General features: G+C 50.1%; 25 protein-coding genes and 1 pseudogene. 12 read left to right on the plus strand and 14 right to left on the minus strand.

All coding sequences use genetic code 11. The features are described from left to right. Positions 1 to 42 precede the first annotated feature (42 nt). The 5 genes from rpsL (at position 43) to rpsJ (ending at position 4,729) form a co-directional block, all read left to right on the plus strand. A complete protein-coding gene (gene rpsL / locus ACMYUL_RS07605) occupies positions 43 to 414 on the plus strand; it encodes a 30S ribosomal protein S12 (RefSeq protein WP_002218431.1) in 372 nt (123 codons plus the stop codon). A gap of 117 nt (positions 415 to 531) precedes the next feature. Continuing rightward, positions 532 to 1,002: a 30S ribosomal protein S7 gene (gene rpsG / locus ACMYUL_RS07610; protein WP_002215391.1), complete on the plus strand. Its 471-nt coding sequence runs from the start codon at positions 532 to 534 to the stop codon at positions 1,000 to 1,002. Positions 1,003 to 1,020: 18 nt separating this feature from the next. Next, positions 1,021 to 3,126 (plus strand): elongation factor G, encoded by a 2,106-nt coding sequence (gene fusA / locus ACMYUL_RS07615; RefSeq protein WP_415769741.1) that lies wholly within the window; start codon positions 1,021 to 1,023, stop codon positions 3,124 to 3,126. Positions 3,127 to 3,215: 89 nt separating this feature from the next. Next, positions 3,216 to 4,400 carry an elongation factor Tu gene (tuf, locus tag ACMYUL_RS07620; protein ID WP_003742643.1) on the plus strand — a complete coding sequence of 395 codons (1,185 nt, stop codon included), beginning with the start codon at positions 3,216 to 3,218 and terminating at the stop codon, positions 4,398 to 4,400. A gap of 17 nt (positions 4,401 to 4,417) precedes the next feature. Further along, entirely contained in the window at positions 4,418 to 4,729 is a 312-nt protein-coding gene (gene rpsJ / locus ACMYUL_RS07625; protein ID WP_002642322.1) for a 30S ribosomal protein S10, read from the plus strand. A gap of 220 nt (positions 4,730 to 4,949) precedes the next feature. On the opposite strand, the gene ACMYUL_RS07630 is transcribed toward rpsJ, so the two are convergent. From ACMYUL_RS07630 to truC, 6 genes are all read right to left on the minus strand, one after another. After that, a protein-coding gene (locus ACMYUL_RS07630) for an IS630 family transposase (RefSeq protein WP_156798183.1) occupies positions 4,950 to 5,797 on the minus strand; the annotation gives its coding sequence in 2 pieces (ribosomal slippage) (positions 4,950 to 5,482 and positions 5,482 to 5,797; 849 coding nt in all). 479 nt (positions 5,798 to 6,276) lie between these two features. Then, a complete protein-coding gene (locus ACMYUL_RS07635) occupies positions 6,277 to 7,284 on the minus strand; it encodes an IS5 family transposase (protein WP_415769743.1) in 1,008 nt (335 codons plus the stop codon). Positions 7,285 to 7,607: 323 nt separating this feature from the next. Further along, positions 7,608 to 8,573, minus strand: coding sequence for an IS30 family transposase (locus ACMYUL_RS07640; RefSeq protein ID WP_415769745.1), 966 nt, complete (start codon positions 8,571 to 8,573; stop codon positions 7,608 to 7,610). 142 nt (positions 8,574 to 8,715) lie between these two features. Continuing rightward, positions 8,716 to 8,991, minus strand: coding sequence for an oxidative damage protection protein (locus tag ACMYUL_RS07645; protein ID WP_003762149.1), 276 nt, complete (start codon positions 8,989 to 8,991; stop codon positions 8,716 to 8,718). Between the two features lie 83 nt (positions 8,992 to 9,074). Continuing rightward, a complete protein-coding gene (locus tag ACMYUL_RS07650; protein ID WP_415769747.1) occupies positions 9,075 to 10,328 on the minus strand; it encodes a type VI immunity family protein in 1,254 nt (417 codons plus the stop codon). A 191-nt stretch (positions 10,329 to 10,519) separates the two neighbouring features. Beyond that, the gene (gene truC / locus ACMYUL_RS07655; RefSeq protein WP_415769749.1) at positions 10,520 to 11,227 is read right to left on the minus strand and encodes a tRNA pseudouridine(65) synthase TruC; all 708 of its coding nucleotides are present in this window, start codon (positions 11,225 to 11,227) and stop codon (positions 10,520 to 10,522) included. 185 nt (positions 11,228 to 11,412) lie between these two features. Between truC and ACMYUL_RS07660 the strand changes: the two genes are divergently transcribed. Both ACMYUL_RS07660 and rsgA read left to right on the plus strand, forming a co-directional pair. Next, complete coding sequence (locus ACMYUL_RS07660; protein ID WP_039404238.1) at positions 11,413 to 12,141, plus strand: TIGR00730 family Rossman fold protein; 729 nt, start codon at positions 11,413 to 11,415, stop codon at positions 12,139 to 12,141. A 317-nt stretch (positions 12,142 to 12,458) separates the two neighbouring features. Continuing rightward, positions 12,459 to 13,325 carry a ribosome small subunit-dependent GTPase A gene (rsgA, locus tag ACMYUL_RS07665; RefSeq protein ID WP_415769751.1) on the plus strand — a complete coding sequence of 289 codons (867 nt, stop codon included), beginning with the start codon at positions 12,459 to 12,461 and terminating at the stop codon, positions 13,323 to 13,325. Positions 13,326 to 13,693: 368 nt separating this feature from the next. On the opposite strand, the gene ACMYUL_RS07670 is transcribed toward rsgA, so the two are convergent. The 3 genes from ACMYUL_RS07670 to ACMYUL_RS07680 all read right to left on the minus strand — a co-directional run bounded on the left by ACMYUL_RS07670 (position 13,694) and on the right by ACMYUL_RS07680 (position 16,024). Next, a complete protein-coding gene (locus ACMYUL_RS07670) occupies positions 13,694 to 14,590 on the minus strand; it encodes an IS3 family transposase (protein ID WP_415769753.1) in 897 nt (298 codons plus the stop codon). After that, the gene (locus ACMYUL_RS07675) at positions 14,494 to 14,844 is read right to left on the minus strand and encodes a helix-turn-helix domain-containing protein (protein WP_242883573.1); all 351 of its coding nucleotides are present in this window, start codon (positions 14,842 to 14,844) and stop codon (positions 14,494 to 14,496) included. The genes ACMYUL_RS07670 and ACMYUL_RS07675 overlap by 97 nt, the downstream gene beginning before the upstream one ends. 511 nt (positions 14,845 to 15,355) lie before the next feature. Then, complete coding sequence (locus ACMYUL_RS07680; RefSeq protein WP_415769756.1) at positions 15,356 to 16,024, minus strand: HAD-IA family hydrolase; 669 nt, start codon at positions 16,022 to 16,024, stop codon at positions 15,356 to 15,358. A 235-nt stretch (positions 16,025 to 16,259) separates the two neighbouring features. Here ACMYUL_RS07680 and ACMYUL_RS07685 point away from each other — a divergent pair. Next, positions 16,260 to 17,225, plus strand: a pseudogene (locus ACMYUL_RS07685) (IS30 family transposase). A gap of 110 nt (positions 17,226 to 17,335) precedes the next feature. Here ACMYUL_RS07685 and ACMYUL_RS07690 read toward each other — a convergent pair. The 4 genes from ACMYUL_RS07690 to tsaB are packed head-to-tail and all read right to left on the minus strand — an operon-like array spanning position 17,336 to position 19,799. After that, a complete protein-coding gene (locus ACMYUL_RS07690) occupies positions 17,336 to 17,830 on the minus strand; it encodes a hypothetical protein (RefSeq protein ID WP_415769758.1) in 495 nt (164 codons plus the stop codon). Between the two features lie 60 nt (positions 17,831 to 17,890). After that, positions 17,891 to 18,688 (minus strand): uracil-DNA glycosylase family protein, encoded by a 798-nt coding sequence (locus tag ACMYUL_RS07695; protein ID WP_415769760.1) that lies wholly within the window; start codon positions 18,686 to 18,688, stop codon positions 17,891 to 17,893. Next, positions 18,682 to 19,125 (minus strand): ribosomal protein S18-alanine N-acetyltransferase, encoded by a 444-nt coding sequence (gene rimI, locus ACMYUL_RS07700; RefSeq protein ID WP_415769762.1) that lies wholly within the window; start codon positions 19,123 to 19,125, stop codon positions 18,682 to 18,684. The genes ACMYUL_RS07695 and rimI overlap by 7 nt, the downstream gene beginning before the upstream one ends. Next, positions 19,122 to 19,799 carry a tRNA (adenosine(37)-N6)-threonylcarbamoyltransferase complex dimerization subunit type 1 TsaB gene (gene tsaB / locus ACMYUL_RS07705; protein ID WP_415769764.1) on the minus strand — a complete coding sequence of 226 codons (678 nt, stop codon included), beginning with the start codon at positions 19,797 to 19,799 and terminating at the stop codon, positions 19,122 to 19,124. Before tsaB ends, rimI begins: the two co-directional genes overlap by 4 nt. A 292-nt stretch (positions 19,800 to 20,091) precedes the next feature. On the opposite strand from tsaB, the gene ACMYUL_RS07710 reads away from it, so the two are divergent. Next, positions 20,092 to 20,658, plus strand: a complete 567-nt coding sequence (locus tag ACMYUL_RS07710; protein WP_415769766.1) for an NADPH-dependent FMN reductase — start codon at positions 20,092 to 20,094, stop codon at positions 20,656 to 20,658. Between the two features lie 317 nt (positions 20,659 to 20,975). Here ACMYUL_RS07710 and ACMYUL_RS07715 read toward each other — a convergent pair. Then, a protein-coding gene (locus ACMYUL_RS07715; protein WP_156798183.1) for an IS630 family transposase occupies positions 20,976 to 21,823 on the minus strand; the annotation gives its coding sequence in 2 pieces (ribosomal slippage) (positions 20,976 to 21,508 and positions 21,508 to 21,823; 849 coding nt in all). Positions 21,824 to 22,146: 323 nt separating this feature from the next. Between ACMYUL_RS07715 and ACMYUL_RS07720 the strand changes: the two genes are divergently transcribed. From ACMYUL_RS07720 to ACMYUL_RS07730, 3 genes are all read left to right on the plus strand, one after another. Continuing rightward, the gene (locus ACMYUL_RS07720) at positions 22,147 to 22,398 is read left to right on the plus strand and encodes a hypothetical protein (RefSeq protein WP_415769768.1); all 252 of its coding nucleotides are present in this window, start codon (positions 22,147 to 22,149) and stop codon (positions 22,396 to 22,398) included. 159 nt (positions 22,399 to 22,557) lie between these two features. Then, complete coding sequence (locus ACMYUL_RS07725) at positions 22,558 to 22,920, plus strand: hypothetical protein (RefSeq protein WP_415769770.1); 363 nt, start codon at positions 22,558 to 22,560, stop codon at positions 22,918 to 22,920. 193 nt (positions 22,921 to 23,113) lie between these two features. Then, entirely contained in the window at positions 23,114 to 25,921 is a 2,808-nt protein-coding gene (locus tag ACMYUL_RS07730) for a type VI secretion system Vgr family protein (RefSeq protein ID WP_415769772.1), read from the plus strand. Positions 25,922 to 25,997 lie beyond the last annotated feature (76 nt).

Consider the following 25,997-nt stretch of genomic DNA (forward strand, 5'->3'; position numbering starts at 1 on the left):
ACATGGTGTCGGCAAGTATTTAACTCAACAGGATGAGAAAATATGCCAACTATCAACCAATTGGTACGCAAAGGCCGTCAAAAGCCTGTGTACGTAAACAAAGTGCCTGCACTGGAAGCTTGCCCGCAAAAACGCGGCGTGTGCACCCGTGTATACACAACTACCCCTAAAAAACCTAACTCTGCATTGCGTAAAGTATGTAAAGTTCGCCTGACCAACGGTTTTGAAGTGATTTCATACATCGGCGGTGAAGGCCACAACCTGCAAGAGCACAGCGTCGTACTGATTCGCGGCGGTCGTGTAAAAGACTTGCCGGGTGTACGTTACCACACTGTACGCGGTTCCTTGGATACAGCAGGTGTTAAAGACCGTAAACAAGCCCGTTCTAAATACGGTGCTAAGCGTCCTAAATAATTACAGGGGCTTAAATAGGCACGTCGGCCGCCTAAGCTGAACAACGGCCGAGTAAGTGAATACTCTTTTGGGTATTCATGGGAATTGACCCAACTGAATAGATTAAAGGAAATTAAAATGCCAAGACGTAGAGAAGTCCCCAAGCGCGATGTGTTGCCTGATCCTAAATTCGGCAGTGTCGAGCTGACTAAATTCATGAACGTATTGATGATTGACGGTAAAAAATCTGTTGCCGAGCGTATCGTTTACGGTGCGTTGGAGCAAATCGAGAAAAAAACCGGCAAAGTAGCAATCGAAGTATTCAACGAAGCCATTGCAAACGCCAAGCCTATCGTGGAAGTGAAAAGCCGCCGTGTAGGTGGTGCAAACTACCAAGTTCCTGTTGAGGTTCGTCCTTCACGCCGTCTGGCTCTTGCAATGCGTTGGGTTCGCGATGCGGCCCGCAAACGTGGTGAGAAATCCATGGACCTGCGTTTGGCAGGCGAATTGATTGATGCGTCCGAAGGTCGCGGCGGTGCGTTGAAAAAACGTGAAGAAGTACACCGCATGGCTGAAGCAAACAAAGCATTCTCTCACTTCCGTTTCTAATTTTGAAAGGCTAATAAAATGGCTCGTAAGACCCCGATCAGCCTGTACCGCAACATCGGTATTTCCGCCCATATTGACGCGGGTAAAACCACTACTACAGAACGTATTTTGTTCTATACCGGTTTGACCCACAAATTGGGCGAGGTACATGATGGCGCGGCTACTACCGACTACATGGAACAAGAGCAAGAGCGTGGTATTACCATTACCTCTGCTGCCGTAACTTCCTACTGGTCCGGTATGGCGAAACAATTTCCCGAACACCGTTTTAATATCATCGACACCCCGGGACACGTTGACTTTACCGTAGAGGTAGAGCGTTCTATGCGTGTATTGGATGGTGCGGTAATGGTTTACTGTGCGGTGGGCGGTGTTCAGCCACAATCTGAAACCGTATGGCGTCAAGCCAACAAATACCAAGTGCCACGCTTGGCGTTTGTAAATAAAATGGACCGTCAAGGTGCCAACTTCTTCCGCGTTGTCGAGCAAATGAAAACCCGTTTGCGCGCAAACCCTGTACCTATCGTAATCCCGGTTGGTGCAGAAGACAGCTTCAGTGGCGTTGTTGACCTGCTGAAAATGAAATCTATCATCTGGAACGAAGCTGACAAAGGTACAACCTTTACCTATGGCGATATTCCTGCTGAGTTGATTGAAACTGCTGAAGAATGGCGTCAAAACATGATTGAAGCCGCAGCAGAAGCCAGCGAAGAATTGATGGATAAATACTTGGGCGGCGACGAGCTGACTGAGGAAGAAATCGTAGGCGGATTGCGTCAACGTACTCTGGCAGGCGAAATCCAACCTATGTTGTGTGGTTCTGCATTTAAAAACAAAGGTGTTCAACGTATGTTGGATGCAGTTGTGGAATTGCTGCCTGCTCCTACCGATATTCCTCCCGTTCAAGGTGTTAACCCTAACACTGAAGAAGCCGACAGCCGTCAAGCCAGCGATGAAGAGAAATTCTCTGCATTGGCGTTCAAAATGTTGAACGACAAATACGTTGGTCAGCTGACTTTCATTCGCGTTTACTCTGGTGTCGTGAAATCCGGTGATACCGTATTGAACTCTGTAAAAGGTACTCGTGAACGTATCGGTCGTTTGGTGCAAATGACTGCTGCAGACCGTACTGAAATTGAAGAAGTACGTGCTGGCGATATCGCAGCCGCTATCGGTCTGAAAGACGTTACTACCGGTGAAACCTTGTGTGCGGAAAGCGCACCGATTATCTTGGAACGCATGGAATTCCCTGAGCCGGTAATCCATATTGCCGTTGAGCCGAAAACCAAAGCCGACCAAGAGAAAATGGGTATTGCCCTGAACCGTCTGGCTAAAGAAGACCCTTCTTTCCGCGTTCGTACAGACGAAGAATCCGGTCAAACCATTATTTCCGGTATGGGTGAGCTGCACTTGGAAATTATTGTTGACCGTATGAAACGCGAATTTGGCGTGGAAGCGAATATCGGTGCACCTCAAGTGGCTTACCGCGAAACCATCCGCAAAGAAGTTGAAGCCGAATACAAACACGCCAAACAATCCGGTGGTAAAGGTCAATACGGTCACGTTGTGATCAAAATGGAACCTATGGAACCGGGTGGTGCAGGTTACGAATTTATCGACGAAATTAAAGGTGGTGTGATTCCTCGCGAATTCATTCCGTCTGTTGATAAAGGTATCCGCGATACCCTGCCTAACGGTATCGTTGCAGGCTACCCTGTAGTTGATGTGCGCGTACGTTTGATCTTCGGTTCTTCACACGACGTTGACTCCTCTCAGCTGGCCTTCGAATTGGCTGCTTCTCAAGCCTTCAAAGAAGGTATGCGTAAAGCCAATCCTGCTCTGCTTGAGCCGATCATGGCAGTTGAAGTGGAAACTCCTGAAGAATACATGGGTGACGTAATGGGCGACTTGAACCGTCGTCGCGGCGTTGTATTGGGTATGGATGATGACGGTATCGGCGGTAAAAAAGTCCGTGCCGAAGTACCTCTGGCAGAAATGTTCGGTTATTCTACCGACCTGCGTTCTGCAACCCAAGGCCGCGCTACTTACTCTATGGAGTTCAAGAAATATTCTGAAGCTCCAGCCCACGTAGCTGCTGCTGTAACTGAAGCCCGTAAAGGCTAATCAGGCAAAATAGGTCGTCTGAAAGGCTAAAATGATTTTTCAGACGACCTCTGTTCTTTAATCGATCTTTAATGTAAAGGAATTAGCTCATGGCTAAGGAAAAATTTGAACGTAGCAAACCGCACGTAAACGTTGGCACCATCGGTCACGTTGACCATGGTAAAACCACTCTGACTGCTGCTTTGACTACTATTTTGGCTAAAAAATTCGGCGGTGCTGCAAAAGCTTACGACCAAATCGACAACGCTCCCGAAGAAAAAGCCCGTGGTATTACCATCAATACCTCACACGTAGAATACGAAACCGAAACCCGCCACTACGCACACGTAGACTGCCCGGGTCACGCCGACTACGTTAAAAACATGATTACCGGTGCCGCACAAATGGATGGCGCAATCTTGGTATGTTCCGCTGCCGACGGTCCTATGCCGCAAACCCGCGAACACATCCTGTTGGCCCGCCAAGTAGGCGTACCTTACATCATCGTGTTCATGAACAAATGCGACATGGTTGACGATGCCGAGCTGTTGGAACTGGTTGAAATGGAAATCCGTGACTTGCTGTCAAGTTACGACTTCCCAGGCGACGACTGCCCGATCGTACAGGGTTCTGCGCTGAAAGCCTTGGAAGGCGACGCTGCTTACGAAGAAAAAATCTTCGAACTGGCTGCCGCATTGGACAGCTACATCCCGACTCCTGAGCGTGCCGTGGACAAACCGTTCCTGTTGCCTATCGAAGACGTATTCTCCATCTCCGGTCGTGGTACAGTAGTAACCGGCCGTGTAGAGCGCGGTGTCATCCACGTTGGTGACGAGATCGAAATCGTAGGTCTGAAAGAAACCCAAAAAACCACTTGTACCGGTGTTGAGATGTTCCGCAAACTGCTGGACGAAGGTCAGGCCGGTGACAACGTAGGCGTATTGCTGCGCGGTACCAAACGCGAAGAAGTGGAACGCGGTCAAGTATTGGCTAAACCGGGTACCATCACTCCGCACACCAAATTCAAAGCGGAAGTGTACGTATTGAGCAAAGAAGAGGGTGGCCGTCATACTCCGTTCTTCGCCAACTACCGTCCTCAATTCTACTTCCGTACTACCGACGTAACCGGTGCGGTTACTTTGGAAGAAGGTGTAGAAATGGTTATGCCTGGTGAGAACGTAGCCATCACTGTAGAACTGATTGCACCTATCGCTATGGAAGAAGGTCTGCGCTTTGCGATTCGCGAAGGTGGTCGTACCGTAGGTGCAGGTGTGGTTTCTTCTATCATCGCTTAATTGAAGGATATCGATAAATGGCAAACCAAAAAATCCGTATCCGCCTGAAAGCTTATGATTACAGTCTGATTGACCGTTCTGCTCAAGAAATCGTTGAAACTGCAAAACGTACCGGTGCCGTTGTAAAAGGTCCGATTCCGTTGCCGACTAAAATCGAACGTTTCAACATTCTGCGTTCTCCACACGTGAACAAAACTTCTCGTGAACAATTGGAAATCCGTACCCACTTGCGCCTGATGGACATCGTGGACTGGACTGACAAAACTACCGATGCACTGATGAAACTGGACTTGCCGGCCGGTGTTGATGTAGAAATTAAAGTTCAATAATCGTTGCTTTTGATAGAAAGCCGAATGGTTTATCCGTTCGGCTTTTTATTTTTTAACCCATTGAAGCATTTATGGTGGATTCAAATAGAAATAGGGCATTCTGTTGATTGGTATTTTGCACAATCGAGACTTCATGTATGGAATTGAGTTTTTGAATTTTATTAGGTCTTGCTTACTGTTAAAGATCGATATGTGCATCATTGGAAATCGGTTTATATAATCAATTAAAATCAAAATAGGACAGTAACGCATCGTCAAATCGGGCGTAATCAGACAATACGGTTCGCAGATACCGCTTAATATTCGCCCACACCTTCTCAATCGGGTTGAGCTCAGGTGAATAAGGTGCAAGAGGCAATACCTTATGTCCCCATTTTTCCGCCATTTCCCGTAAGACACCCATACGGTGAAATCGCGCATTATCTAAAATAATCACCGATTTTTGAGTCAATGCGGGCAGTAGGCATTGCTGAAACCACGCTTCAAAAAAGACTCCGGTCATCGTATTTTGATAAACCATCGGAGCAATCAGCCGGTTGCCGACTTGTGCGGACACCAGAGATAAGCGTCGGTATCTTTTCCCACTTATCTGCGCTTTCACTATTTGCCCTTTCAGGCTGCGGGCATAGGGGCGGAACAGGTAGCGGTCAAATCCTGTTTCATCCAAATAAACACGTTGGTAGTCGGAAAATTCGGCCAGCTGTGTCAAATAATGCGTTACTTTGGCCGGGTCTTGTTCTTTGTAAGTGGTGGTCTTTTTTTGCGCGTCATCCCCATCTGTTTGAGTGCATAGCAAACGGCGGCTGCCGTACAATCAAAATGTTTGGCGATTTCATGCAGATAGGCATCCGGGTGTTGCCCAACATATTGAGCCAGTTTTTGCCTATCCAATTTGACGGCATTTAGACCGGTAACTTGATGTTTTAGGCTGCCTGTTTGTTTTTTAAGGCGAATCCACAGGTAAAGCGTGTTTCTTGACAAGTTAAACGTCGCTGCGGTTTGGCTGATGTTTTTGCATTGTTCGTAATAGTTTAAAGCTTTGTTTCTTAAGTCCGCAGAGTATGCCATGGTTAGACCTTAAAAGTTGAGTATTGTACTATTTTATTTTTAATTGACTATATTTGTATGGGGAGCCGGTGTTCCGGTGTTAGATAAATAATTCTTTGAACACTTTCCGTGGGTAAAGCCTACGCAACGTTTTCTCCCTTTATTCAGGACAAAGGTCGGGTGCAACAGGTCAAAGAAACCATGTTGAGGTCGTCTGAAAACAGATGGTTGGCGAAATTCATTTGAGCTTTTGCGAAACCTATATTGAAGTACGGCAAATTTTGATGGGTTATTGCGATTCGGCTAACTCTTGTCCAAAGGATGCAATAAGCTGGTGGTAAATTTGATAAGCTGAGACCTTTGCAAAATTCCTTTTCCCCCGACAGCCGAAACCCAAACACAGGTTTTCGTCTATTTCCGCCCCCAATCACTCCTGATTCTACCCAAATACCCCCTTAATCCTCCCCGGATACCCAATAATCAGGTATCCGGGCCGCCTTTTAGGCAACAACAGGCACACTTAGCCTGTTAGCCGCTTTCAACAGGTTTAAACACATCGCCTTCAGATGGCTTTGCGCACTCACTTTGAGCAGACCAAAATAGGCTGCCCGCGCATAGCGGAATTTACGGTGCAGCGTACCAAAGCTTTGTTCCACCATATAACGGGTCTTCGACAAATATCGGTTGCGTTTGGTTTGCACTTCCGTCAGCGGACGGTTGCGGTGGGCTTTGCGCATAATGCCGTCTAACAACTGATGGTCTTCCAGATGTTGCCGGTTTTCCGTACTGTCATAGCCTTTGTCGGCATAGACGGTCGTGCCTTCGGCAATACCCTCCAACAAAGGGGACAGATGGTTGCACTCATGGGTATTGGCGGGGGTGATGTGCAGTTTCTCGATATAGCCTTCCTCATCGGTACGGGTATGTTGTTTGTAACCGAGTTTGTAGAGGCCGTTTTTCTTTGTCCAACGGGCATCTTTATCTTTACTCGGTGTGGTTTGGCCGCTGACTTGTCCTTCTTCATCGACTTCTATGGCCTGACGCTGTTTGTTGCCGGCAGTTTGAATAATGGTGGCGTCAATGACGGCGGCGGATGCCTTCTCTACTTTTAGGTTTTTTTCGGTCAGTTGGCGGTTAATCAGTTCCAGCAATTCGGACAGGGTGTCGTCTTGCGCCAGCCAGTTGCGGTAGCGGCATAAGGTGCTGTAATCGGGGATGCTCAGTTCGTCAAAACGGCAAAACAGGTTGAAATCGATGCGGGTGATGAGGCTGTGTTCGAGTTCGGGATCGGAGAGGCTGTGCCATTGTCCGAGCAGGACGGCTTTGAACATGGACAACAGGGGATAGGCGGGACGGCCGCGGTGGTCTCGGAGGTAACGGGTTCTTTGACGATTCAGGTACTGTTCGATCGGTTGCCAATCAATCACTTGATCCAACTTCAATAGTGGGAAGCGGTCGATGTGTTTGGCGATCATGGCTTGGGCGGTTTGCTGGAAGAAGGTGCTCATGAGAAATCCCCTAAATGTCTTGGTGGGAATTTAGGGGATTTTGGGGAATTTTGCAAAGGTCTCAAGCTGATAAACGGTTGCGATTTTGGTATTTTTCATCCTCTTTTGCGGGGGAGAGGAATAGGGAAAATACAGAAATAGCGGAAATATAGTGGATTAACTTTAAACCAGTACGGCGTTGCCTCGCCTTGCCGTACTATCTGTACTGTCTGCGGCTTCGTCGCCTTGTCCTGATTTAAAGTTAATCCACTATAAAATGAAACGGCTTTGCAGCAAGTTTATTGATACAAAAAGGTCCTTGGATTCGGATTTCAAGTGCAACACTAGTGTATCAGTGGTTTGAACAGCTTCAAGAATAAAACACTTGGCGTTTCGTAGCCAAGTGTTTTTCTTGGCCGGTGGTTCAACTCATCTTGAACCCTGCGTATCTCCCGATCACTGATGTTGCGGAAATCGGTTTGTTTGGGGAAATATTGTCGGATGAGTCCGTTGGTGTTCTCATTCAGCCCTTTCTCCCAAGAATGGTAGGGGCGGCAAAAATAGGTTTTCGCTGCTAATGCTTTGGCTATTTTGGTGTGCTGGTAGAACTCTTTGCCGTTATCCATGGTAATGGTGTGCACTCTGGCTTTATGTGCCCTTAATACCCTAATGGCCGCTAGGGCAGTGTCTTCGGCTTTGAGGCTGTCCAACTTGCAGATGATGGTGTAGCGGGTAACGCGTTCGACCAAGGTCAGTAATGCGCTTTTCTGTCCTTTGCCGACGATGGTGTCGGCTTCCCAATCACCGATGCGTTTTTTTTGGTCGACGATAGCGGGTCGGTTTTCTATGCCGACGCGGTTGGGCACTTTGCCTCTGGTCCATGTGCTGCCGTAGCGTTTGCGGTAGGGTTTGCTGCATATTCTGAGGTGTTGCCACAAAGTGCCGCCGTTGCTTTTGTCTTGGCGGAGGTAGCGGTAAATGGTGCTGTGATGGAGTGTGATCCCGTGGTGTTTGCGCAGGTAGGCGCATACTTGTTCGGGACTGAGTTTGCGGCGGATAAGGGTGTCGATGTGTTGGATCAGCTGCGAATCGAGCTTATAGGGCTTTCGCTTACGCTGTTTGATAGTCCGGCTTTGCCGCTGGGCTTTTTCGGCGCTGTATTGCTGCCCTTGGGTGCGGTGCCGTCTGATTTCGCGACTGATGGTGCTTTTGTGGCGGTTAAGCTGTTTGGCGATTTCTGTGACGGTGCAGTGGCGGGACAGGTATTGGATATGGTATCGTTCGTCTTGGGTCAGTTGTGTGTAGCTCATGGCAATCTTTCTTGCAGGAAAGGTCGTATGCTACCGCATACTGGCCTTTTTCTGTTATGGAAAGTTGCACTTCAAATGCGAATCCGCCGTCGTCTGAAATCCGATTTTCGTTTTCAGACGACCTTTTCAGTAAATGAAGGTGTTATTTTGGCTCTTGTGGTACATAACCTTGAACGGCATCTGCGCCGTCGCCGAAGAAATACTGTTCCATTTGTTGTGCCAGATATTCGCGTGCGCGCGGGTCGGCGAGGCTTAAACGGTTTTCGTTAATCAGCATGGTTTGGTGGCGTGTCCACGCATTCCAAGCTTCTTGGGATACATTTTCAAAAATACGCTTGCCTAATTCGTTGGGCAGCGGTGGGAATTTCATACCTTCGGCTTCTTTGCCGAGTTTGACGCAGTGAACCATACGGGTCATGGCAGGTTTCCTTAAAAAACGGGGTTTCAGACGAGGTATATTTTAACGTATCGGCTGACGTTCGGAAAGGCAGGGCGGTTACCTTACCACATTGCTTTTCTGCGCAAAGGCTCGTTATGGTCGTCTTTGACCAGCTCCCAAATCGTCAGGCCCATTTGGGGTCCGAGAAGCACATCTTGTGTCCGCACCCCCTCTCCTTCAGGAAAAATTTCGCCTTTATTGAAATGGCGGGTTTCACCGTCAAAGCTGGTGATTTTCCACATACCCGAAATCGGAACAGGCTCTTCCTCAACACCGATGATTTCCTGCGGCGCTTGGATGTAGATCCGCTTGCCGTCCTTTTCTTCGACTTCCCAGCCGTCCCATCTTCTCGACCAATAATACATCTGTTCGCGGGTGATACCGCCCATATTCTCACGCGGATATTTTTCGCGTATCGGTTCTAAAGCGCGGTTTAGCGCAATGTAGTCCAAGGGTAGATCTTCGCGGATATCCCCTGTTTCGGGCAGGCTACCGATTTTGAAAATCTTGATGCCTGCGATGTCGCGCAGAGTAATATTGGGATGATTTGCCAAAACAGGCTCTATCCTGCCTGCCGGTAGCTGTCCGTAAAGTTCCCTGCCGACCAGTGTGTACCAACTGATACTGCGGATATTATAGTCATAAAAGTCTGCCAAATAATCGGTCGTGACCGGAATCAACCCTAAATTCTCGCGGCAAACCCCGTATTCATACGGCGCACCGTCGTGATAATTATGCGGTGGAATCGCTGCCAGTCCGATATAGCCGTGGAAAACATCCAGCTTCTCTGAAATCTTACCGACAAATTCATCCAGCTTTGCCAAATCTTGGGGAGAAGACAAAATTTCTAGTGGCAGATTAAAAAGTAGGGTGCCTCTTGATATATCTGGATCGTTTGCAAAGTAGGCGGCAAAAGAGGTGATATTGAAATAATAGGATGCACTGGTATTTGCATGCTCGCTTTGCATTCCCCAATCAACCTCGGAAGCATTTTCGGTTCTTTCATCCAGCCAACGGTACACTTTATCCCGTTCTTTAAGGTACGACTTTTCACTCAACTTGATCTCGCGCATCCGACCGCTTCTGTTCCGTGTACCTGTTCCTATCTCATGGCTGGCTATTGTTAGCTTGTTTTTTCCCCATTCGTAATAGAAATCCATCAAACCGGTTAAGGCATCGGCGACATTATCACGGGTATTGAAATAGACCACGCCGCGTATGCCCAGTTGCAACAGGGTAAAGCCATGTTCGTTGTAGCGTTTGGTGCGGTCGGCGGTGTAGCGGATGGCGGCGAGTTGTTTTTCGATGTCGCTCATGGAATGTCCTTATGGTGATATGACAGACGTCGTCTGAAGGAGTGTAGCGTTTTCAGACGACCTTTACCGTCAAACAGGATTATTCGGCAGGAATATTGGTTGAACGGAATAATGCGGCAAGGGGTGGGGTCGTCTGAAAACCGTGCCCGGCTTTGCAGCATAACCAGCCCGCCTGTCGCTCGACCTTTCGCTTAGGCTTCAAACGTACCCAGCCAAATTCGCCAGCTCTCGTCGGTATCGGCACAGACGGTCAGGGTTTCGCCGTTTTCGATGCTTTGGAACGACAGGCTGCGGGCGTGGAGCATGAGGCGGGTGGTGCCGAGGTGGGCGGCGGTGGCGTGGTTTTGGCGCAGGTCGCCGTAGTTGGTGTCGCCGACGATGGGGTGGAAGATGTGTTTCATGTGGCGGCGCAGTTGGTGTTTGCGGCCTGTGTGCGGGATGAGTTCTGCCCACGAGTAGCGTGAGGTCGGGTAGCGGGCGGCGGATTGGAAGGGCAATTCGGTGCGCGCAAGGCAGCGGTATTGGGTTTGGGCTTCTTGGAGGGTGGCTTCGGTTTGGGATTCGGCGATTTTGTCGGGCTGATATTTGAGGGGGTAGTCGATGAGTCCGTCGTCGGGCAAATATCCGCGCACGATTGCCCAGTAGGTTTTGCGTGTGGTTTTTTGTTCGAACTGCTGCGTCAGCAGGCAGGCGGCTTCGGGGTCAAGGGTAAACAGGAGGACGCCGGATGTGGGGCGGTCGAGGCGGTGGGCGGGATAGACGTGTTGTCCGATTTGGTCGCGCAGGGTCTGCATGACGAACTGTGTTTCGTGGCGGTCGAGCCAGCTTCGGTGGACGAGCATTCCAGCGGGTTTGTTGACAGCGATGGTGCGGCTGTCGCGGTAGAGGATGTCGAGCATGGCGGGATGTGGGCGGAAATGGGGGATTGTAACGCAAGCGGTCGCGGCTGCAATGGCAATCTTGGGCTGGAACGCATGATTCGGTTCAAATAAGGAACACTTGCTGCCGTTCGTGTTTGCGTTTTCAGACGACCTCGGGTTCTGTCGGTTACAATGTGGGGGTTCAACAAAATAAAGGAAAAACCGTGAGCCTGCTCAAAAAACTGCCCAAGCCCATGCTGACCGATGAGGCGCGCCGCGAGATTCAGGCGCGGGAGTCGTATCATGTTTTGAAGATTATTTCGGAATTTGTCGAAGCGGGCGAGGAGCTGCGGGCAATTCAGCCTGCGGTCAGCATTTACGGCAGCGCGCGCACGCCGGAAAATCATCCCGATTATGAATTTACGCTGCGTCTGGCGCGCAAGCTCTCGGATGCCGGTTTTTCAGTTATTTCGGGCGGCGGGCCGGGGATTATGGAAGCGGCGAACAAGGGCGCATTTGCGGGCGCAAGCCCGGCGGTGGGGCTGAATATCGTGTTGCCGCACGAGCAAAAAGCCAATCCGTATCAGGATTTGTCCATCAAGTTCCAACATTTCTTCCCGCGCAAAGTGATGTTTGTGAAACACGCGGTTGCGTATGTCGTCATGCCCGGCGGCTTCGGCACGCTGGACGAGCTGTTTGAAAGCCTGACGCTGGTGCAGACAGGCAAAACGCCCGACCGTCCGATTATCTTGGTGGGCAAGGATTTCTGGTCGGGCTTGTTGGACTGGATACGCAAAGAGTTGCTCGGGCGCGGGCTGATTTCGGAAGCGGATATGGATTTAATCCGACTGATTGACGGTGAAGACGAAATCATCGAAGAAATCTTCGCGCACTACGAAAACCGCTTGGAAGATTTTTCCGAAGGCGTCAACGCGTGGTCGCTCGGATTGTGACGGGTTGAGAGGTCGTCTGAAAACCTTCCGAATCTCGCGGGTGAGTTGAAATCAAGACAAGCGGCAACGCCGTATCGGTTTCCAGTTAACCCGATATATAGTGGATTAAATTTAAATCAGGACAAGGCGACGAAGCCGCAGACAGTACAGATAGTACGACAAGGCGAGGCAACGCCGTACTGGTTTAAAGTTAATCCACTATAGAATCGTTTCAGACGATTCCTGCCTATTTCGGTACAATACCTTTTCTCTTCGCCGCAAGGCAGCCACGCCGCTGCGAACATTCCCTTTATCCACCCCACCCGACCCAACCGTTCATGACCGATACCGCCCAAATCATTACCAGCTACGGCCGCCGCTACATCGTGCGCACGCCCGACGGCAAAACCTACGAAGCCAGCACGCGCAAAAAGCGGGTGGACTTCGCCTGCGGCGACCGCGTGCATATCCAAACCGTCAACGCCGAACAAGCCGTCATCGAAGACTACCTGCCGCGCGAAAGCCTGCTTTACCGCCAAGACGCTTGGAAAACCAAGCTCATCGCCGCCAACGTCAGCCAGCTCCTTATCGTTACCGCCGCCGTTCCCTCGCCCAGCGAAGCCCTGCTGCAACGCGCCCTCCTTGCCGCCGAAGCCGCGGGTATCCAAGCTGTCATCATCCTGAACAAAGCCGACCTGCCCGAAACCGCCCTCTGGCGCGAAAAACTCAAATTCTACGAAACGCTCGGTTATCCCGTCATCGAAACCCGCGCGCTGGAAAACGCCGACGTCCTGCGCCCCGTCCTGCAAGGGCATACCAACATCCTGCTCGGACAAAGCGGCATGGGCAAATCCACCCTGACCAACGCCCTCTTGGGCAACCAAACCGCCCGCACCGGCGACATCTCCACCGCGCTCGATTCAGGCAAACACACCACTACCCACGCCCAGCTTTACGATTTAAATGAAGCAACCCAATTAATCGACTCCCCCGGTTTGCAAGAATTCGGTCTGCACCACCTCCAAGCCGCCGACCTGCTGCAATACTTCCCCGATCTGAACCACCTTGTTGGGCAATGCCGCTTCCACAACTGCACCCACCGCGCCGAACCCGGCTGCGCCGTCAAAGCCGCCGCAGAAGCAGGCGAAGCCAAGCCCGAACGCATCGAGTTTTTGCAACGGATAACGGATGAGCTGTTGAGATAGGGATAAGCGGTTGGTCTCGGTGAACTAACAAAGGTCGTCTGAAAACTTGAGGGGCAGGTTTTCAGACGACCTTTTTCATTGTGGGGTGGATTGGGGATGGAGAAGCGATTGGCTCGTTCGATACGGAAGATTTCTCCGAACAGGTTTGCTTCGTCCGATGGTCGGCAGCACGCCGCAATGCTTCGAGAAAAGCGTAACGTGGGCTCTGCCCGCGATATTTGCCAATCGGTTTCCAAATCAGACCATAAACCGAGTTTTTTCGTGCGCAAAGCCCACGCTACTTTGTGAACTAAAAAAGGTCGTCTGAAAACTTGGGAAATAGGTTTGAACTGGCCCCCAAATCTTGGACACTCATAAAAGCCTATTATTCAGGCGCTCTGTGTAAGCTGGGTTCTGTATGCGACAGGACTCAGCTTTTTCAATTTCAAACTGCAACGCTCGCGGTTGTAGTAATCCATATAGTCATCTATCTGTTTCATCAATTCGTCCACCGTCAATTCACCTGCGTTATAGAAACACTCCGTCTTCAACACCGCAAAGAAACTCTCCATCGGCGCATTGTCCCAACAGTTCGCCTTACGCGACATGCTTTGAACCATGGAATGCTCCGCAAGCAATTCCCTATATCCCGCCGTACGGTACAGCACGCCTTGGTCCGAATGAAGCATCGTTCCTTCGCCGGTCAGCCGGGGTGCGGCTTTTTCGAGCATTTCCTTCACCATTTCGCTGTTAGCATTGCGGCTCATGGCGTAGGCGACGATTTCTCGGTTGAACAGGTCCAAGATTGGCGAGAGGTACAGTTTGCCGTCCTTTCCTTTGAGTTCGGTCACGTCGGTCAGCCATTTCTCGTTGGGCTTTTCGGCTGTGAATAGGCGTTTGAGGAGGTGTTCCGATATCTCGCCCATGGCGGGATGGCGGTAGGCTTTTTTCGCCCGTATGAGGGCTTTCAGTTCCAACTGCTTCATCAACCGCGCTGCTTTTTTGCGGTTCCAATCCAATGCTGCGGCAATGCGCCTTTGTCCGTAGCGTCCTTTATGCCGTTTGTAGGTTTCGACAAGGAGGGCTTTGTCGGCCTCGTCGGGATCGGGTCGATCTTGGTGATGGTAGTAAAAGCTGCTTTTGGGCAGGTTTGCGATGTGCAGCAGGTATTTGAGCGGGTGTTGCGCCCTCAGTGTTTGGACGGTTTGGCTTTGTCCTTTTCGGTCCGCTTTTGGCTGAGGGCTTTTAACTCCTTTAGGTAGGCGACCTCTGCGCGCATATAGCACAACTCTTCGATAAGCTCCGCCTGTGTTTTTTCGTGGTCGGGTTTGTCGGCGATGAAGGGGTTTTTGCGGTGTTGGGGCATGGTTTTGGATTGGGGATGTTCGAGTGCGCCGATGCCGCCTTCTTGATAGGCGCGTATCCATCGTCGCAGGTGGGTTCGGGAGATGCCGTAGTGGTCTGCGGTACGCTGTTGGCTGCGTATATGCAGGTAGTGGAGTACGGCTTGGTATTTAAAGTGTAATGTATATTTGCTCATAAAAAAACTGCACCTTGGTGGTTGGAGGGTATGTGTCCAACTTTTGGGGTGCAGTTCAGTTTTCAGAGGACCTTTTTATCGTGGGGTGGATTGGGGATGGAGAAGCGATTGACTCATTCAATACAGGGCTTTTTTGAATAGGTACGCCTAGCCCGATGATCGGCAGCACGCCGCAATGCTTCGGGAAAAGTGTAGCGTGGGTTTTGCCCACGAAAAAATGGTTCGGATTATGGTTCGGTTTGGGGGTGATTGATGGATTTCGTGGGCGAAGCCCACGCTACGGATTGGTGGTGGAGCTAGGGTTTAATTCAAACCGATACGGTGTTGCCTCTCGGTTGTCCGGAACACTCTGCCGTTTTGCTCAAAGAGGTCGTCTGAAAACAGCCAAATGTAGCGTGGGCTTTGCCCACGAAAAAACGGTTCGGATTATGGTTCGGTTTGGAGGTTGATTGATAGATTTCGTGGGCAAAGCCCACGCTACGGCTTGGCGGTCGATCTGTTTTATAGTGCGTTAAACTTTTCCCGCCCAATCAAACGTTTCCAAAAAATCAGGCAGTTCTGACAGGCTGTCGAGTATGGCGAGATGAGGGGCGGTGTTCAACATGGCGGCGGAGTGTGCGCCTGTGGTGAGGGCGACGGCGGGGGCTTTGGCGTTGGCTGCCATTTCCAAGTCGTGGGTCGTATCGCCGACCACCAAAGTTTCCTGCGGCGTCAGCCCCAGTTCGTCGCAGAGTTTGAAAACCATGTCGGGTGCGGGTTTGGAGGCTTGCTCGCTGGCGCAGGTTGTCGCCATCCAAAAATCGGCAGTACCGGTTTGCGCGATGGAGCGGTCGAGTCCTATCCTGCCTTTGCCTGTGGCGACGGCGAGCCAGTAGCCTTGGTTTTGCAGGGTGTGCAGGCAGGGCAGGGCTTCGGGGAAGAGCGTCATGTTGTGGTTGTTGGGATTGAGATAGTGTGCGGCGTAGGTTTCCGCCAATTCTTCGCGCATGTGTTCGCCTGCGTGCGGGGCGAGGCGGCGGATGATTTCCGGCAGGCTGTAACCAATGAGGGCGCGGACGGCATCGTCCTCGGGGATGGGCATGCCGCAGTCGGCAAAACTTTGTTGGAAGGTGAGGATAATCGGGCGCGTCGTGTCTGCCAGCGTTCCGTCCCAGTCGAAGATAATCAGTTTAGGTTTCATCGTGCGCTTTCTTTCAAACGACCTTTGAGCAAGATAGAAAAATCATAGCAGAAAATCCGATGCCTGCCTGCTTACAGATTGATGCAAACTTTAAAAATCCTAACTGAATTCAAACGCTAAGGACGGATGAATTTGGGCAAAGGGGTCGGCGGATTCGCATTTGAAGTGCAACTTTCCATAACAGAAAAAGGCCAGTATGAGGTAGCATACGGCCTTTCCTGCAAGAAAGATTGCCATGAGCTACACACAACTGACCCAAGACGAACGATACCATATCCAATACCTGTCCCGCCACTGCACCGTCACTGAAATCGCCAAACAGCTTAATCGCCACAAAAGCACCATCAGCCGCGAAATCAAGCGGCACTGCAACCAAGGGCAGCAATACAGCGCCGAAAAAGCCCAGCGGCAAAGCCGGACTATCAAACAGCGTAAGCGAAAGCCCTATAAGCTCGATTCTCAGCTGATCCAACACATCGACACCCTTATCCGCCGCTAACTCAGTCCCGAACAAGTATGCGCCTACCTGCGCAAACACCACAGGATCACGCTCCATCACAGCACCGTTTACCGCTACCTCCGCCAAGACAAAAGCAACGGCGGCACTTTGTGGCAACACCTCAAAATATGCAGCAAACCCTACCGCAAACGCTACGGCAGCACATGGACCAGAGGCAAAGTGCCCAACCGCGTCGGCATAGAAAACCGACCCGCCATCGTCGACCAAAAATCCCGCATCGGCGATTGGGAGGCCGACACCATCGTCGGCAAAGGACAGAAAAGCGCATTATTGACCTTGGTCGAACGCGTTACCCGCTACACCATCATCTGCAAATTGGATAGCCTCAAAGCCGAAGACACTGCCCAGGCAGCCATTAGGGTATTAAAGGCACATAAAGCCAGAGTCCACACCATTACCATGGATAACGGCAAAGAGTTCCACCAGCACACCAAAATAGCCAAAGCATTAGCAGCGAAAACCTATTTTTGCCGCCCCTACCATTCTTGGGAGAAAGGGCTGAATGAGAACACCAACGGACTCATCCGACAATATTTCCCCAAACAAACCGATTTCCGAAATATCAGCAATCGGGAGATACGCAGGATTCAAGATGAGTTGAACCATCGGCCAAGAAAAACACTTGGCTACGAAACGCCAAGTGTTTTATTCTTGAATCTGTTCAAACCACTGATACACTAGTGTTGCACTTGAAATCCGAATCCAAGGTCGTCTGAAAAGTTTCAGACGACCCCTTTTTATGGGTTTTCTTATTGAGGAACATGAAGGGAGACGGTGTCCCGATTTCCGGCTTATCTTTTCATTTTGTGAAAAATAATGGGTTGCTCCTGCGCGCGGGTCAGTTGGCGCGGCAGCGTCAGCATCGCCAATATCCAGACGCTCAATGCGTAAAGAAATATCCCGCCTTGCCGCATGCCGCCCAATGCCGCGCTGCCCAACAGGGATTCCAAGATAATCACGACCAAAGCAGCCGCACACGCCGCCGCGCCGCTTAAAAACAGGGCGTAGCGGAAATGGCGGCGCATCATTTTTTTGTAGGCGAGTTTGGTCAGACCGCCAGCAATCATTAGGTTGAAAAAGCCGAATACGCCGCAGATAAACCAAACGATGGCGTCATCCCAGCCCGCTACTTGCCGCAACTGCCCGTCTTGGAAGGTCAGCAGCAGCCCGGAATGGCGGAACAGCCCGACTGTGATGATTTCGTGCAGCAGCAATGCCAGAGGCAGGGTCAGGAAAATCAGGGCAATCAGCAGCGGGCGGTAGGGTTTTTCTTGGGTGAGATACATGATGGATAGGGAAGGGGTCAGATGTGGTGCGGGATATGTTTGGAACGCTGTCGGCGTGCCTTAATTCAGTATCTGCCGCACTTGTTTCAAAACCTGCCAAGCTTTTGCTTTGAGCTGCGGTTGGCGCAGTAGGCGGGCAGGGTGGGGAAGAATGAAGTGGGGGGTGTTGCCGCAGAGTGTGTCTATCAATGGGGCAAACTCGGGTTTTTCAAAGATTTGACCCACCAATAAAACAGCCTTCGCCTGCGTATCGGCAAGCTCTCGGGCAAGCTGGGGCAGCTCGGCTTGGATTTGTTCGTCAGTAGGGTGCGGGCTGAAAACGGGCGCTGCTTTGACCCAACTGGTTTTGTAGGCTTGTTGGGGCGATAGGCGGATGGAGGCAAGCATATTGTCGAGCAGGACGCCGACCGCGCCGTGAAAGAGTTGCCCGTGCAGGCTGTCTTCGGTTGCGGGGCAGATGCTGATGATGATGACTTCGGACGGACGCGCTTCGGTTTGCAGGCGCGGGAGGTCGTCTGAAACGTTTGTAGTGGCGGCTTTGGCGGTATCTTCGGGCGCGGAGTTCGTCCGTGCGGACGGAGCAGGCGAGTCAACCGGCGCAGCAGTCGGCGGTACGGGAGGCGTTGCCGCTGCGGGGGCGGTTTTTTCGTGTTGAACTGCCGCCATCGCCGCCATACGGGCATGATGTGCCGATGCGGAAATCGTGCGGACGGCTTCGGCAACTTGGGCGGCGGCAGGTTTTTGCGGCTGCGTAACGGGCGTATCACCCGCAGGCGGGATGACTTTGGCGTTACGGTTCAGCCACATCGGGCCTAAGCCTAATGCCTGATGCAAGTGGAGATAGCGGCTGCTTAACATGGTTTTTCCATTAAAACGGCGTCTTCATGCCCGCCTTCGGGCAGGGAATAGTAATGTTTGCGGATGCCGACCTCGGTAAAGCCATATTTGAGATACAGCGATTGGGCGGCAGCATTGCCTGCGCGGACTTCCAACAACAGGCGCGTGATACCGGCGGTTTGGGCGTGGCGGAACCAATGTTCCAAAAGCGCAGCGGCAATGCCTTGGCGGCGGTATTCGGGGGCGGTGGCAATCAAATGCAACTCGGATTCGTCCAGTATATCCTGCCACACGATAAAGCCGCTGATGACGCCGTCGGTCTCGCAGACCCATAGTTTATCCGTAGGCTGCGCCAATGCGGAGGCGAATTGTTTGGCAGACCACGGCGACGGGTTGCTGACCGCATCAATGGCGGCAAGGGCAGGGCAGTCGTCTGAAAAAGCGGGGCGGATATTCATGCCTGCGCTTTCCGTTCTGCCTGCTCTTTGGCGGTCAGGGCGACTTTGTTGCGGACATAAAGCAATTCGGCGTGTGCCGCATCGGACGCGGGATAACGCCCGCTGAGTGCTAGCTTGAGATAGTCGGAAGCGGCAGGCATTTGCGGCGTGCCGGCAAAGGGCGGCGCATCGCTCAGGGCAAACGCATTGCCTATGCCGCCGGTAAACGCACGACCTTCGGGTTCGACAATTTCAGCCGCTTTGCCGACCTGATAATCGCCAAGCCGCCGGTGCGCGCCCGTGTCGAACCATGCGTAAAACACCTCGCCCATACGCGCGTCGGTCGCCGCCAGTACGCAGCTTTGTTCGGGCAGCAAATACGCCGCCGCATCCAGACAGGGGATGCCGATGAGGAGCGTGCCAAACGGTGTCGCCAAACCTTGCGCCACGCCTGTTCCGATACGCAAACCGGTAAACGCGCCGGGACCTTGTGCATAAACGATGACGCCCAAATCCGCCGCCGTGATGCCCGTTTGTTCAAACAAAACACGAATCTGCGGCAGGATCAAATCGGATTGCTTCGTGCCGACATCTTCATGAAACGAAACAATCTGCCCGTCGGTTTGCAACGCGAGGGATAGGTAGGAAGTGCTGGTGTCGATGGCAAGGACAGGTCGTCTGAAATCGGCTTGCATGGTGTGTTCTTCAAGATAAAAATTTCAGGATGGATTATAGCATTGTCGTCTTGATTCATGCCCGATAGGGTTTTCAGACGACCTCGATAACGTTTCAACACTTTAGAAAAGGACTGTCTCGAAACTTGAGCAGGGTAGGAGTAGAGAAACCACCGTCACACCGATTCCTCCACTCAAATCGATCTTGCACAAAATGGTCAATTTGTTCACCACAGGATTGACGACAATCGGCTGACAGTTTTAAAATGAATTTAAGAATCGTTATTATTTTCACATAATCAGGAGAAAATTCATGGCAAAAAAAGTCAGTATTTTAGTAGGCAGCCTGCGTAAAGGCTCGTTCGCACGCAAAGTGGCGCAAAACGTCATCCCCATGTTCCCCGAAGGCTACGAAGCCCAAATCGTCGAAATCGGCGGCTTGCCGCTCTACAATTTCGACTACGACGACCCCGCCGAAACCGATTTCCCCACGCCCGAAAGCTATACCGCCTTCCGCGAAACCATCAAATCCTCCGACGGTGTATTGTTCGTTACCGCCGAAAACAACCGCACCATCCCCGCCTGCTTGAAAAACGCGGTAGACATCGGCTCCAAACCCAACGCCGATGTTGCATGGAAAAACACGCCCGCAGGCATCATCAGCCATTCCGTCGGCAAAATGGGCGGTTACAGTTCGCAAAAAAACCTGCGCCTTGCCTTGTCCTACTTCAATATGCCGCTGACCGGACAGCCCGAAGTCTTCCTCGGCAACTCCCCCACCTTATTTGACGACAACGGCAAACTCATCGAATCAGCGCGCAGCTTCGTTCAAGGCTATATCGACCAACTCGTCGCCCTGATCGAGAAGAACCCCAAATAAACACAGCAGAAAAACTGTTGACTTTAAAAAATAGCTGACTTTCTAAAAATCGAAGGTTTAATGCAGAAAAGGTCGTCTGAAATCTAAGGTTTCAGACGACCTTTCTTTTAAATGAATAACATTCGAGAAGGAACACATCAAAGCTCGTCTGAAAGAAACAACGCCAACAAGACGCCATTCAGACGACCCATTAGCCGGTTATCCCATTCGCTTTACCCACCACATCGTTCAAGCTACTATACGAACCACGTTGTCATTTAAAATGCGCTGCCATAAGCCTCATGGCAGACAAAAATGAAAAAAATGAAAAAATATAGTCAATTAAAATCAAAATAGGACAGTAACGCATCGTCAAATCGGGCGTAATCAGACAATACGGTTCGCAGATACCGCTTAATATTCGCCCACACCTTCTCAATCGGGTTGAGCTCAGGTGAATAAGGTGCAAGAGGCAATACCTTATGTCCCCATTTTTCCGCCATTTCCCGTAAGACACCCATACGGTGAAATCGCGCATTATCTAAAATAATCACCGATTTTTGAGTCAATGCGGGCAGTAGGCATTGCTGAAACCACGCTTCAAAAAAGACTCCGGTCATCGTATTTTGATAAACCATCGGAGCAATCAGCCGGTTGCCGACTTGTGCGGACACCAGAGATAAGCGTCGGTATCTTTTCCCACTTATCTGCGCTTTCACTATTTGCCCTTTCAGGCTGCGGGCATAGGGGCGGAACAGGTAGCGGTCAAATCCTGTTTCATCCAAATAAACACGTTGGTAGTCGGAAAATTCGGCCAGCTGTGTCAAATAATGCGTTACTTTGGCCGGGTCTTGTTCTTTGTAAGTGGTGGTCTTTTTTTGCGCGTCATCCCCATCTGTTTGAGTGCATAGCAAACGGCGGCTGCCGTACAATCAAAATGTTTGGCGATTTCATGCAGATAGGCATCCGGGTGTTGCCCAACATATTGAGCCAGTTTTTGCCTATCCAATTTGACGGCATTTAGACCGGTAACTTGATGTTTTAGGCTGCCTGTTTGTTTTTTAAGGCGAATCCACAGGTAAAGCGTGTTTCTTGACAAGTTAAACGTCGCTGCGGTTTGGCTGATGTTTTTGCATTGTTCGTAATAGTTTAAAGCTTTGTTTCTTAAGTCCGCAGAGTATGCCATGGTTAGACCTTAAAAGTTGAGTATTGTACTATTTTGTTTTTAATTAACTATATTTAGGGTTTTGGGCTTGGTCGTTTTAGTCGCCGCTCTTCCGGTTCTATCAATCTATGCTTCTTCAATAAAAGAAATCTTCAATCAAAAGGATGATTTTTTTGTGGATACCGATCAGGAGCGCTCGTTTTTATTCATGCTAAACAACTATTCCGACCAAGGTGTCATGATAACTTATCACAAGGCTGGAGAGACATGGACTTTAAGCGATATAGGGCCTTATTCAGAGGAAGGAGGAGGACAATGTTGCGTTTCCATCCCGGCATGAGGGGATGACGCTGCCACTGACCTTGACGATAAGCACGGATACAAATGAATTTGAAGAGCGTAACGTTAATGCTAAGGTAGATAAATTTACCGATGAAGACAACGGATTATTGCAGTTTCACATTTTGCCGGATTATTCAGTGCGTGTATTAATTTCAAGTTACGGTAGGCAGAGGCCGGAAAATCCCATGCATCAGTTTCATGAAACTTTGAAAAAAGATAACGAAGCATACCGTAAGGAAAATCCGGATTTTTAAATTTAAGAGATGAGACAACAAGATAAGCAAAGTTGAATAATTATTTTCGCAAAAAATGTTTTACATAAATAGTGTACTCTGTTAGTTATTTCCTATAGGTTATCAGGTAGCTGTCATTACTTATGTCGCCAGTCCGAATATTTGTTGTCGAGAGAAAATATGAATTTAGAAATCAGACGTAACGGTATAAATTGGCATGTAAAAAGAAATGATTTAAAAGAAATAATTTCTTCATTACAAAGAGAAGGGAATTATTGGGAGGGGCAAGTTTTTTTAACAAAGCGCAAGAAAGAATACAAGCTTTCCTTTAGAATTTTTCTGAATTCAAATGATGAAGATGAGTTTGATGTAACTGACGGTCAGCTTATTCTTTCAATATCAGATGATACCTTTTCCTTGTTGGAAGAATATAGTGTTATGGTCGGTAAATATGGCACGCCTTTTTCACATGAATTGAATGAACTGTATTCCATACCATTAAAAAAATGGTTGAGTTGCTATATTTATGTAGAAAGTTATTAGTGTGTCTTTATCTATGTCTGCAGCGAGTATGGGATATATGTATAAACAGGTTGAGATTAGATTTTTATCCCCGAAGTAGGTCGTCTGAAAACCTCCATTCAGACGACCTTTCTACCGTTTATCCCATTTGCTTTACCGTTGATGACGTTCAAGTTACCATACGAACCTCATTGTCATCTTTAAATTCAACGCCATGACTGCCCGCCAATCCTATCACCTCACCTTCGCCCGTTTCTCCCCGTCCCTCTCCGTTCGTTCTTTCACCGCCTCCGAAGCCGCCAATACCGCCTACCGCGTCGAAATCACCGCCACCTCCACCGATTCCTCACTGCCGCTGTCTTCCTACCTCAACCAGCGCGCAGCATTTGAAATCCGTCCGCAGGAGGCCGTATTGTCCGAAGTCGCCGCCGCTTTTTCAGCCGGTTCGGACGACGCTCCGGCGAAACAATGGCAGGGCATCGTGACTTCGTGTGAGAAGCTGTCCGTCTCCAAGGATGAAACCGTTTACCGCTTTGTTTTAGAGCCGCGTTTCGCGGCTTTAAAACATTTCCAATCTTCCCGACTGTTTCAAAACCAAACCGTCCCCGATATCGTCGCCGCCGTCTTCAAGCACCACGGCTTCTCCGGTGTCGACTACCGTTTCCAAAAAAGCCGCAGCTACAGCGTCCGCGAGTATGTGACCCAGTATCTCGAAAGCGACTTTGCCTTTATCAACCGTCTGTGTGAGGAAGAAGGCATTTGGTATGCCTTCGAACAGCATGAACAACACGGCGATATCGTCGTCTTCGGCGACAGTCCCGAACACTACTTCCGCGACCAAAGCCTACCCGTTTCCTACCGTCCCCATGCCGGACTGGAAAGCGTCGGTACCGAAGCACTCTTCAACTTAAGCATCCGTCACAATCCCATCGTCGAAGGCATACGCAGTGCCGACTACAACTACCGCACTGCCGATACCGACCTCTTTGCCGAAACCGACAACAAACAATCCGAAGAGTCTGCCGACAATACCGTCTTATTGGGCAAACAGCAAAACTGGGGCCTTCATCCCAAAACCCCCGATGAAGCCAAAGTTCAGACGACCCTGTTGAACGAAGCCGTCCTCTGCCGCCAAACCGTCGCCAACGGCAGCGGCAACGTCGTCTCCATGGCACCGATGAAAGTGTTCCAAACCGATACCGCCTTCCCCGAAGCACCCGACGGCTGGCTGGTACTCAGCATGGAACACAGCGGCAGCCGCGATACCGCCTACACCCACACCTTTACCGCCATACCCGCCCAACTCGCCTTCCGTCCAGAACGCACCACCCCGCGTCCCCATATCGCCGGCACACTGCCCGCACGGGTGACCGCGGCAGAGAACTGCACCTACGCCTACATCGACGACATGGGACGCTACCGCGTCAAACTGCCGTTTGACCTGGACGAATGGAGTCCCGGCGGAGAAAGCCGTCCCGTCCGGCTGGCCAAACCCTATGCCGGTCCCGAATACGGTATCCACTTCCCCTTACACGAAGGCACCGAAGTCATGCTGTCCTTCGTCCAAGGCAACCCCGACCGCCCGTATATCTCCGGCGTCATGCACGACAGTGCCCATCCCGACCATATTCCTGCCGATTGGAACACAAGGAACGTCATCCGTACCTGGGCGAACAACAAACTCAGGATGGAAGACCAAAAGGGACAGGAACACATCAAACTCGCCACCGACTACCAGAAATCCCAACTCAACCTTGGCCACATCGTCGACAGCGGTAGGGAGAAACGCGGAGAGAACGGCGAAGGCTTCGAACTCAGAACCGACGGCTGGGGTGCGGTACGGGCGGGTAAAGGCATATTGATCAGCGCAGATGCTCAGGGTAAAGCAGATGGAAATGTCTTGGATATGGAGGCTGCAATCAAGCAGTTGAAAGAAGCCCTAGACATGGCGCAAGGATTGGCAAAAGCAGCCAAACGAGCGGAGATTCCCTTGGGAGATCAAGAATCGTCTGGTTCCAGTAAAAATCTGATGGAGCAAGGAGAAAATTATGGTAATGGAGTCCCAGTAGACCTGGATGCTGATGGTTTGAAAAGTGCAGGTTTAATTGCCAGTGCTCCTGCTGGAATCGTATTGAGTACCCCAAAGGATGTGCAAGCCAGTGCCACTGAAAACATTATGCATACAGCAGGTAATAACATTCATAACAGTGCATTTAAAAAATTTACTGTTGCTGCCGGCGAGGTAATTCGAATGTTCGCACAAACGCTGGGTATCAAAATGGTTGCATCCAAAGGAGATGTAGTGTTGCAGGCGCAGCAGGACAATATCACTGCTGCTGCGGCTAAAGATGTCCGAATCGAAAGTGTCAATGGCGAAGTAATTATTTCTGCATCTAAAAAGCTTACTTTAGTTTGTGATGGTTCATACATCACAATTGGAGGAGGACAGGTTGAAATTGGAACACCTGGGCAGATTATCAACAAATCATCCGCTTGGCAGAAAGTCGGTCCTGCCAGTCAATCCGTCCAAAGCTCTATGCCCAAAGCAGCCAAAGGGCAGCTTGAGTTGCTTCATTATTATGCAACGCCAAAGAAAGATGGGGTAGCTGGAGGCAAATTCACAGTTATCGACAGCTCTGGACAAGTGCGCAAAGGTATTTTAGATAGTAATGGTTATGCAGTTGTGAGCGGGCTGGCTGAAGGTGCAGCAAAGGTGGTCTTTGGTAAAGATCCGAGAGATGGCCATGATGAAAAAGATATCATCGAAGAAGCTTTTAGGGTTTTGCCAATTGGTAAGCAAATCACATCAGATAAAAATCAAATTGCACAATTTGAATTTGCAAAAAAAGAAGTGAATTCACTTTTGGCAGATGTCAAAAATTTGGCTTCACAAGTGCAAGCATTGAAGCAAGTTTCTGACAACGTAAAAAATCTATCGTATAAAGATTTAGCCAAAAGCTTATCCATCAAGCAACAGCCTGTTTCAGCTGAAAAGATTATATCTAATATCAAAAAGAAATAATCTGAAATCCATTCAATTTTTATTGTTATATCAGTTTACATTTTAAAGAGTAATATCCAGATGTCTTTGAAAACAA

It is taken from the genome of Neisseria sp. CP9 (assembly GCF_047758525.1).
Classification (GTDB): domain Bacteria; phylum Pseudomonadota; class Gammaproteobacteria; order Burkholderiales; family Neisseriaceae; genus Neisseria.

What these genes read in the sequence shown, in the direction of transcription:
- rpsL (WP_002218431.1), top strand. Translation starts at nt 43, where the DNA reads ATGCCAACTATCAACCAATTGGTACGCAAAGGCCGTCAAAAGCCTGTG.
- rpsG (WP_002215391.1), top strand. Translation starts at nt 532, where the DNA reads ATGCCAAGACGTAGAGAAGTCCCCAAGCGCGATGTGTTGCCTGATCCT.
- fusA (WP_415769741.1), top strand. Translation starts at nt 1,021, where the DNA reads ATGGCTCGTAAGACCCCGATCAGCCTGTACCGCAACATCGGTATTTCC.
- tuf (WP_003742643.1), top strand. Translation starts at nt 3,216, where the DNA reads ATGGCTAAGGAAAAATTTGAACGTAGCAAACCGCACGTAAACGTTGGC.
- rpsJ (WP_002642322.1), top strand. Translation starts at nt 4,418, where the DNA reads ATGGCAAACCAAAAAATCCGTATCCGCCTGAAAGCTTATGATTACAGT.
- ACMYUL_RS07635 (WP_415769743.1), bottom strand. Translation starts at nt 7,284, where the DNA reads ATGAGCACCTTCTTCCAGCAAACCGCCCAAGCCATGATCGCCAAACAC.
- ACMYUL_RS07640 (WP_415769745.1), bottom strand. Translation starts at nt 8,573, where the DNA reads ATGAGCTACACACAACTGACCCAAGACGAACGATACCATATCCAATAC.
- ACMYUL_RS07645 (WP_003762149.1), bottom strand. Translation starts at nt 8,991, where the DNA reads ATGACCCGTATGGTTCACTGCGTCAAACTCGGCAAAGAAGCCGAAGGT.
- ACMYUL_RS07650 (WP_415769747.1), bottom strand. Translation starts at nt 10,328, where the DNA reads ATGAGCGACATCGAAAAACAACTCGCCGCCATCCGCTACACCGCCGAC.
- truC (WP_415769749.1), bottom strand. Translation starts at nt 11,227, where the DNA reads ATGCTCGACATCCTCTACCGCGACAGCCGCACCATCGCTGTCAACAAA.
- rsgA (WP_415769751.1), top strand. Translation starts at nt 12,459, where the DNA reads ATGACCGATACCGCCCAAATCATTACCAGCTACGGCCGCCGCTACATC.
- ACMYUL_RS07675 (WP_242883573.1), bottom strand. Translation starts at nt 14,844, where the DNA reads ATGAGCAAATATACATTACACTTTAAATACCAAGCCGTACTCCACTAC.
- ACMYUL_RS07680 (WP_415769756.1), bottom strand. Translation starts at nt 16,024, where the DNA reads ATGAAACCTAAACTGATTATCTTCGACTGGGACGGAACGCTGGCAGAC.
- ACMYUL_RS07690 (WP_415769758.1), bottom strand. Translation starts at nt 17,830, where the DNA reads ATGTATCTCACCCAAGAAAAACCCTACCGCCCGCTGCTGATTGCCCTG.
- ACMYUL_RS07695 (WP_415769760.1), bottom strand. Translation starts at nt 18,688, where the DNA reads ATGTTAAGCAGCCGCTATCTCCACTTGCATCAGGCATTAGGCTTAGGC.
- rimI (WP_415769762.1), bottom strand. Translation starts at nt 19,125, where the DNA reads ATGAATATCCGCCCCGCTTTTTCAGACGACTGCCCTGCCCTTGCCGCC.
- tsaB (WP_415769764.1), bottom strand. Translation starts at nt 19,799, where the DNA reads ATGCAAGCCGATTTCAGACGACCTGTCCTTGCCATCGACACCAGCACT.
- ACMYUL_RS07710 (WP_415769766.1), top strand. Translation starts at nt 20,092, where the DNA reads ATGGCAAAAAAAGTCAGTATTTTAGTAGGCAGCCTGCGTAAAGGCTCG.
- ACMYUL_RS07720 (WP_415769768.1), top strand. Translation starts at nt 22,147, where the DNA reads ATGACGCTGCCACTGACCTTGACGATAAGCACGGATACAAATGAATTT.
- ACMYUL_RS07725 (WP_415769770.1), top strand. Translation starts at nt 22,558, where the DNA reads ATGAATTTAGAAATCAGACGTAACGGTATAAATTGGCATGTAAAAAGA.
- ACMYUL_RS07730 (WP_415769772.1), top strand. Translation starts at nt 23,114, where the DNA reads ATGACTGCCCGCCAATCCTATCACCTCACCTTCGCCCGTTTCTCCCCG.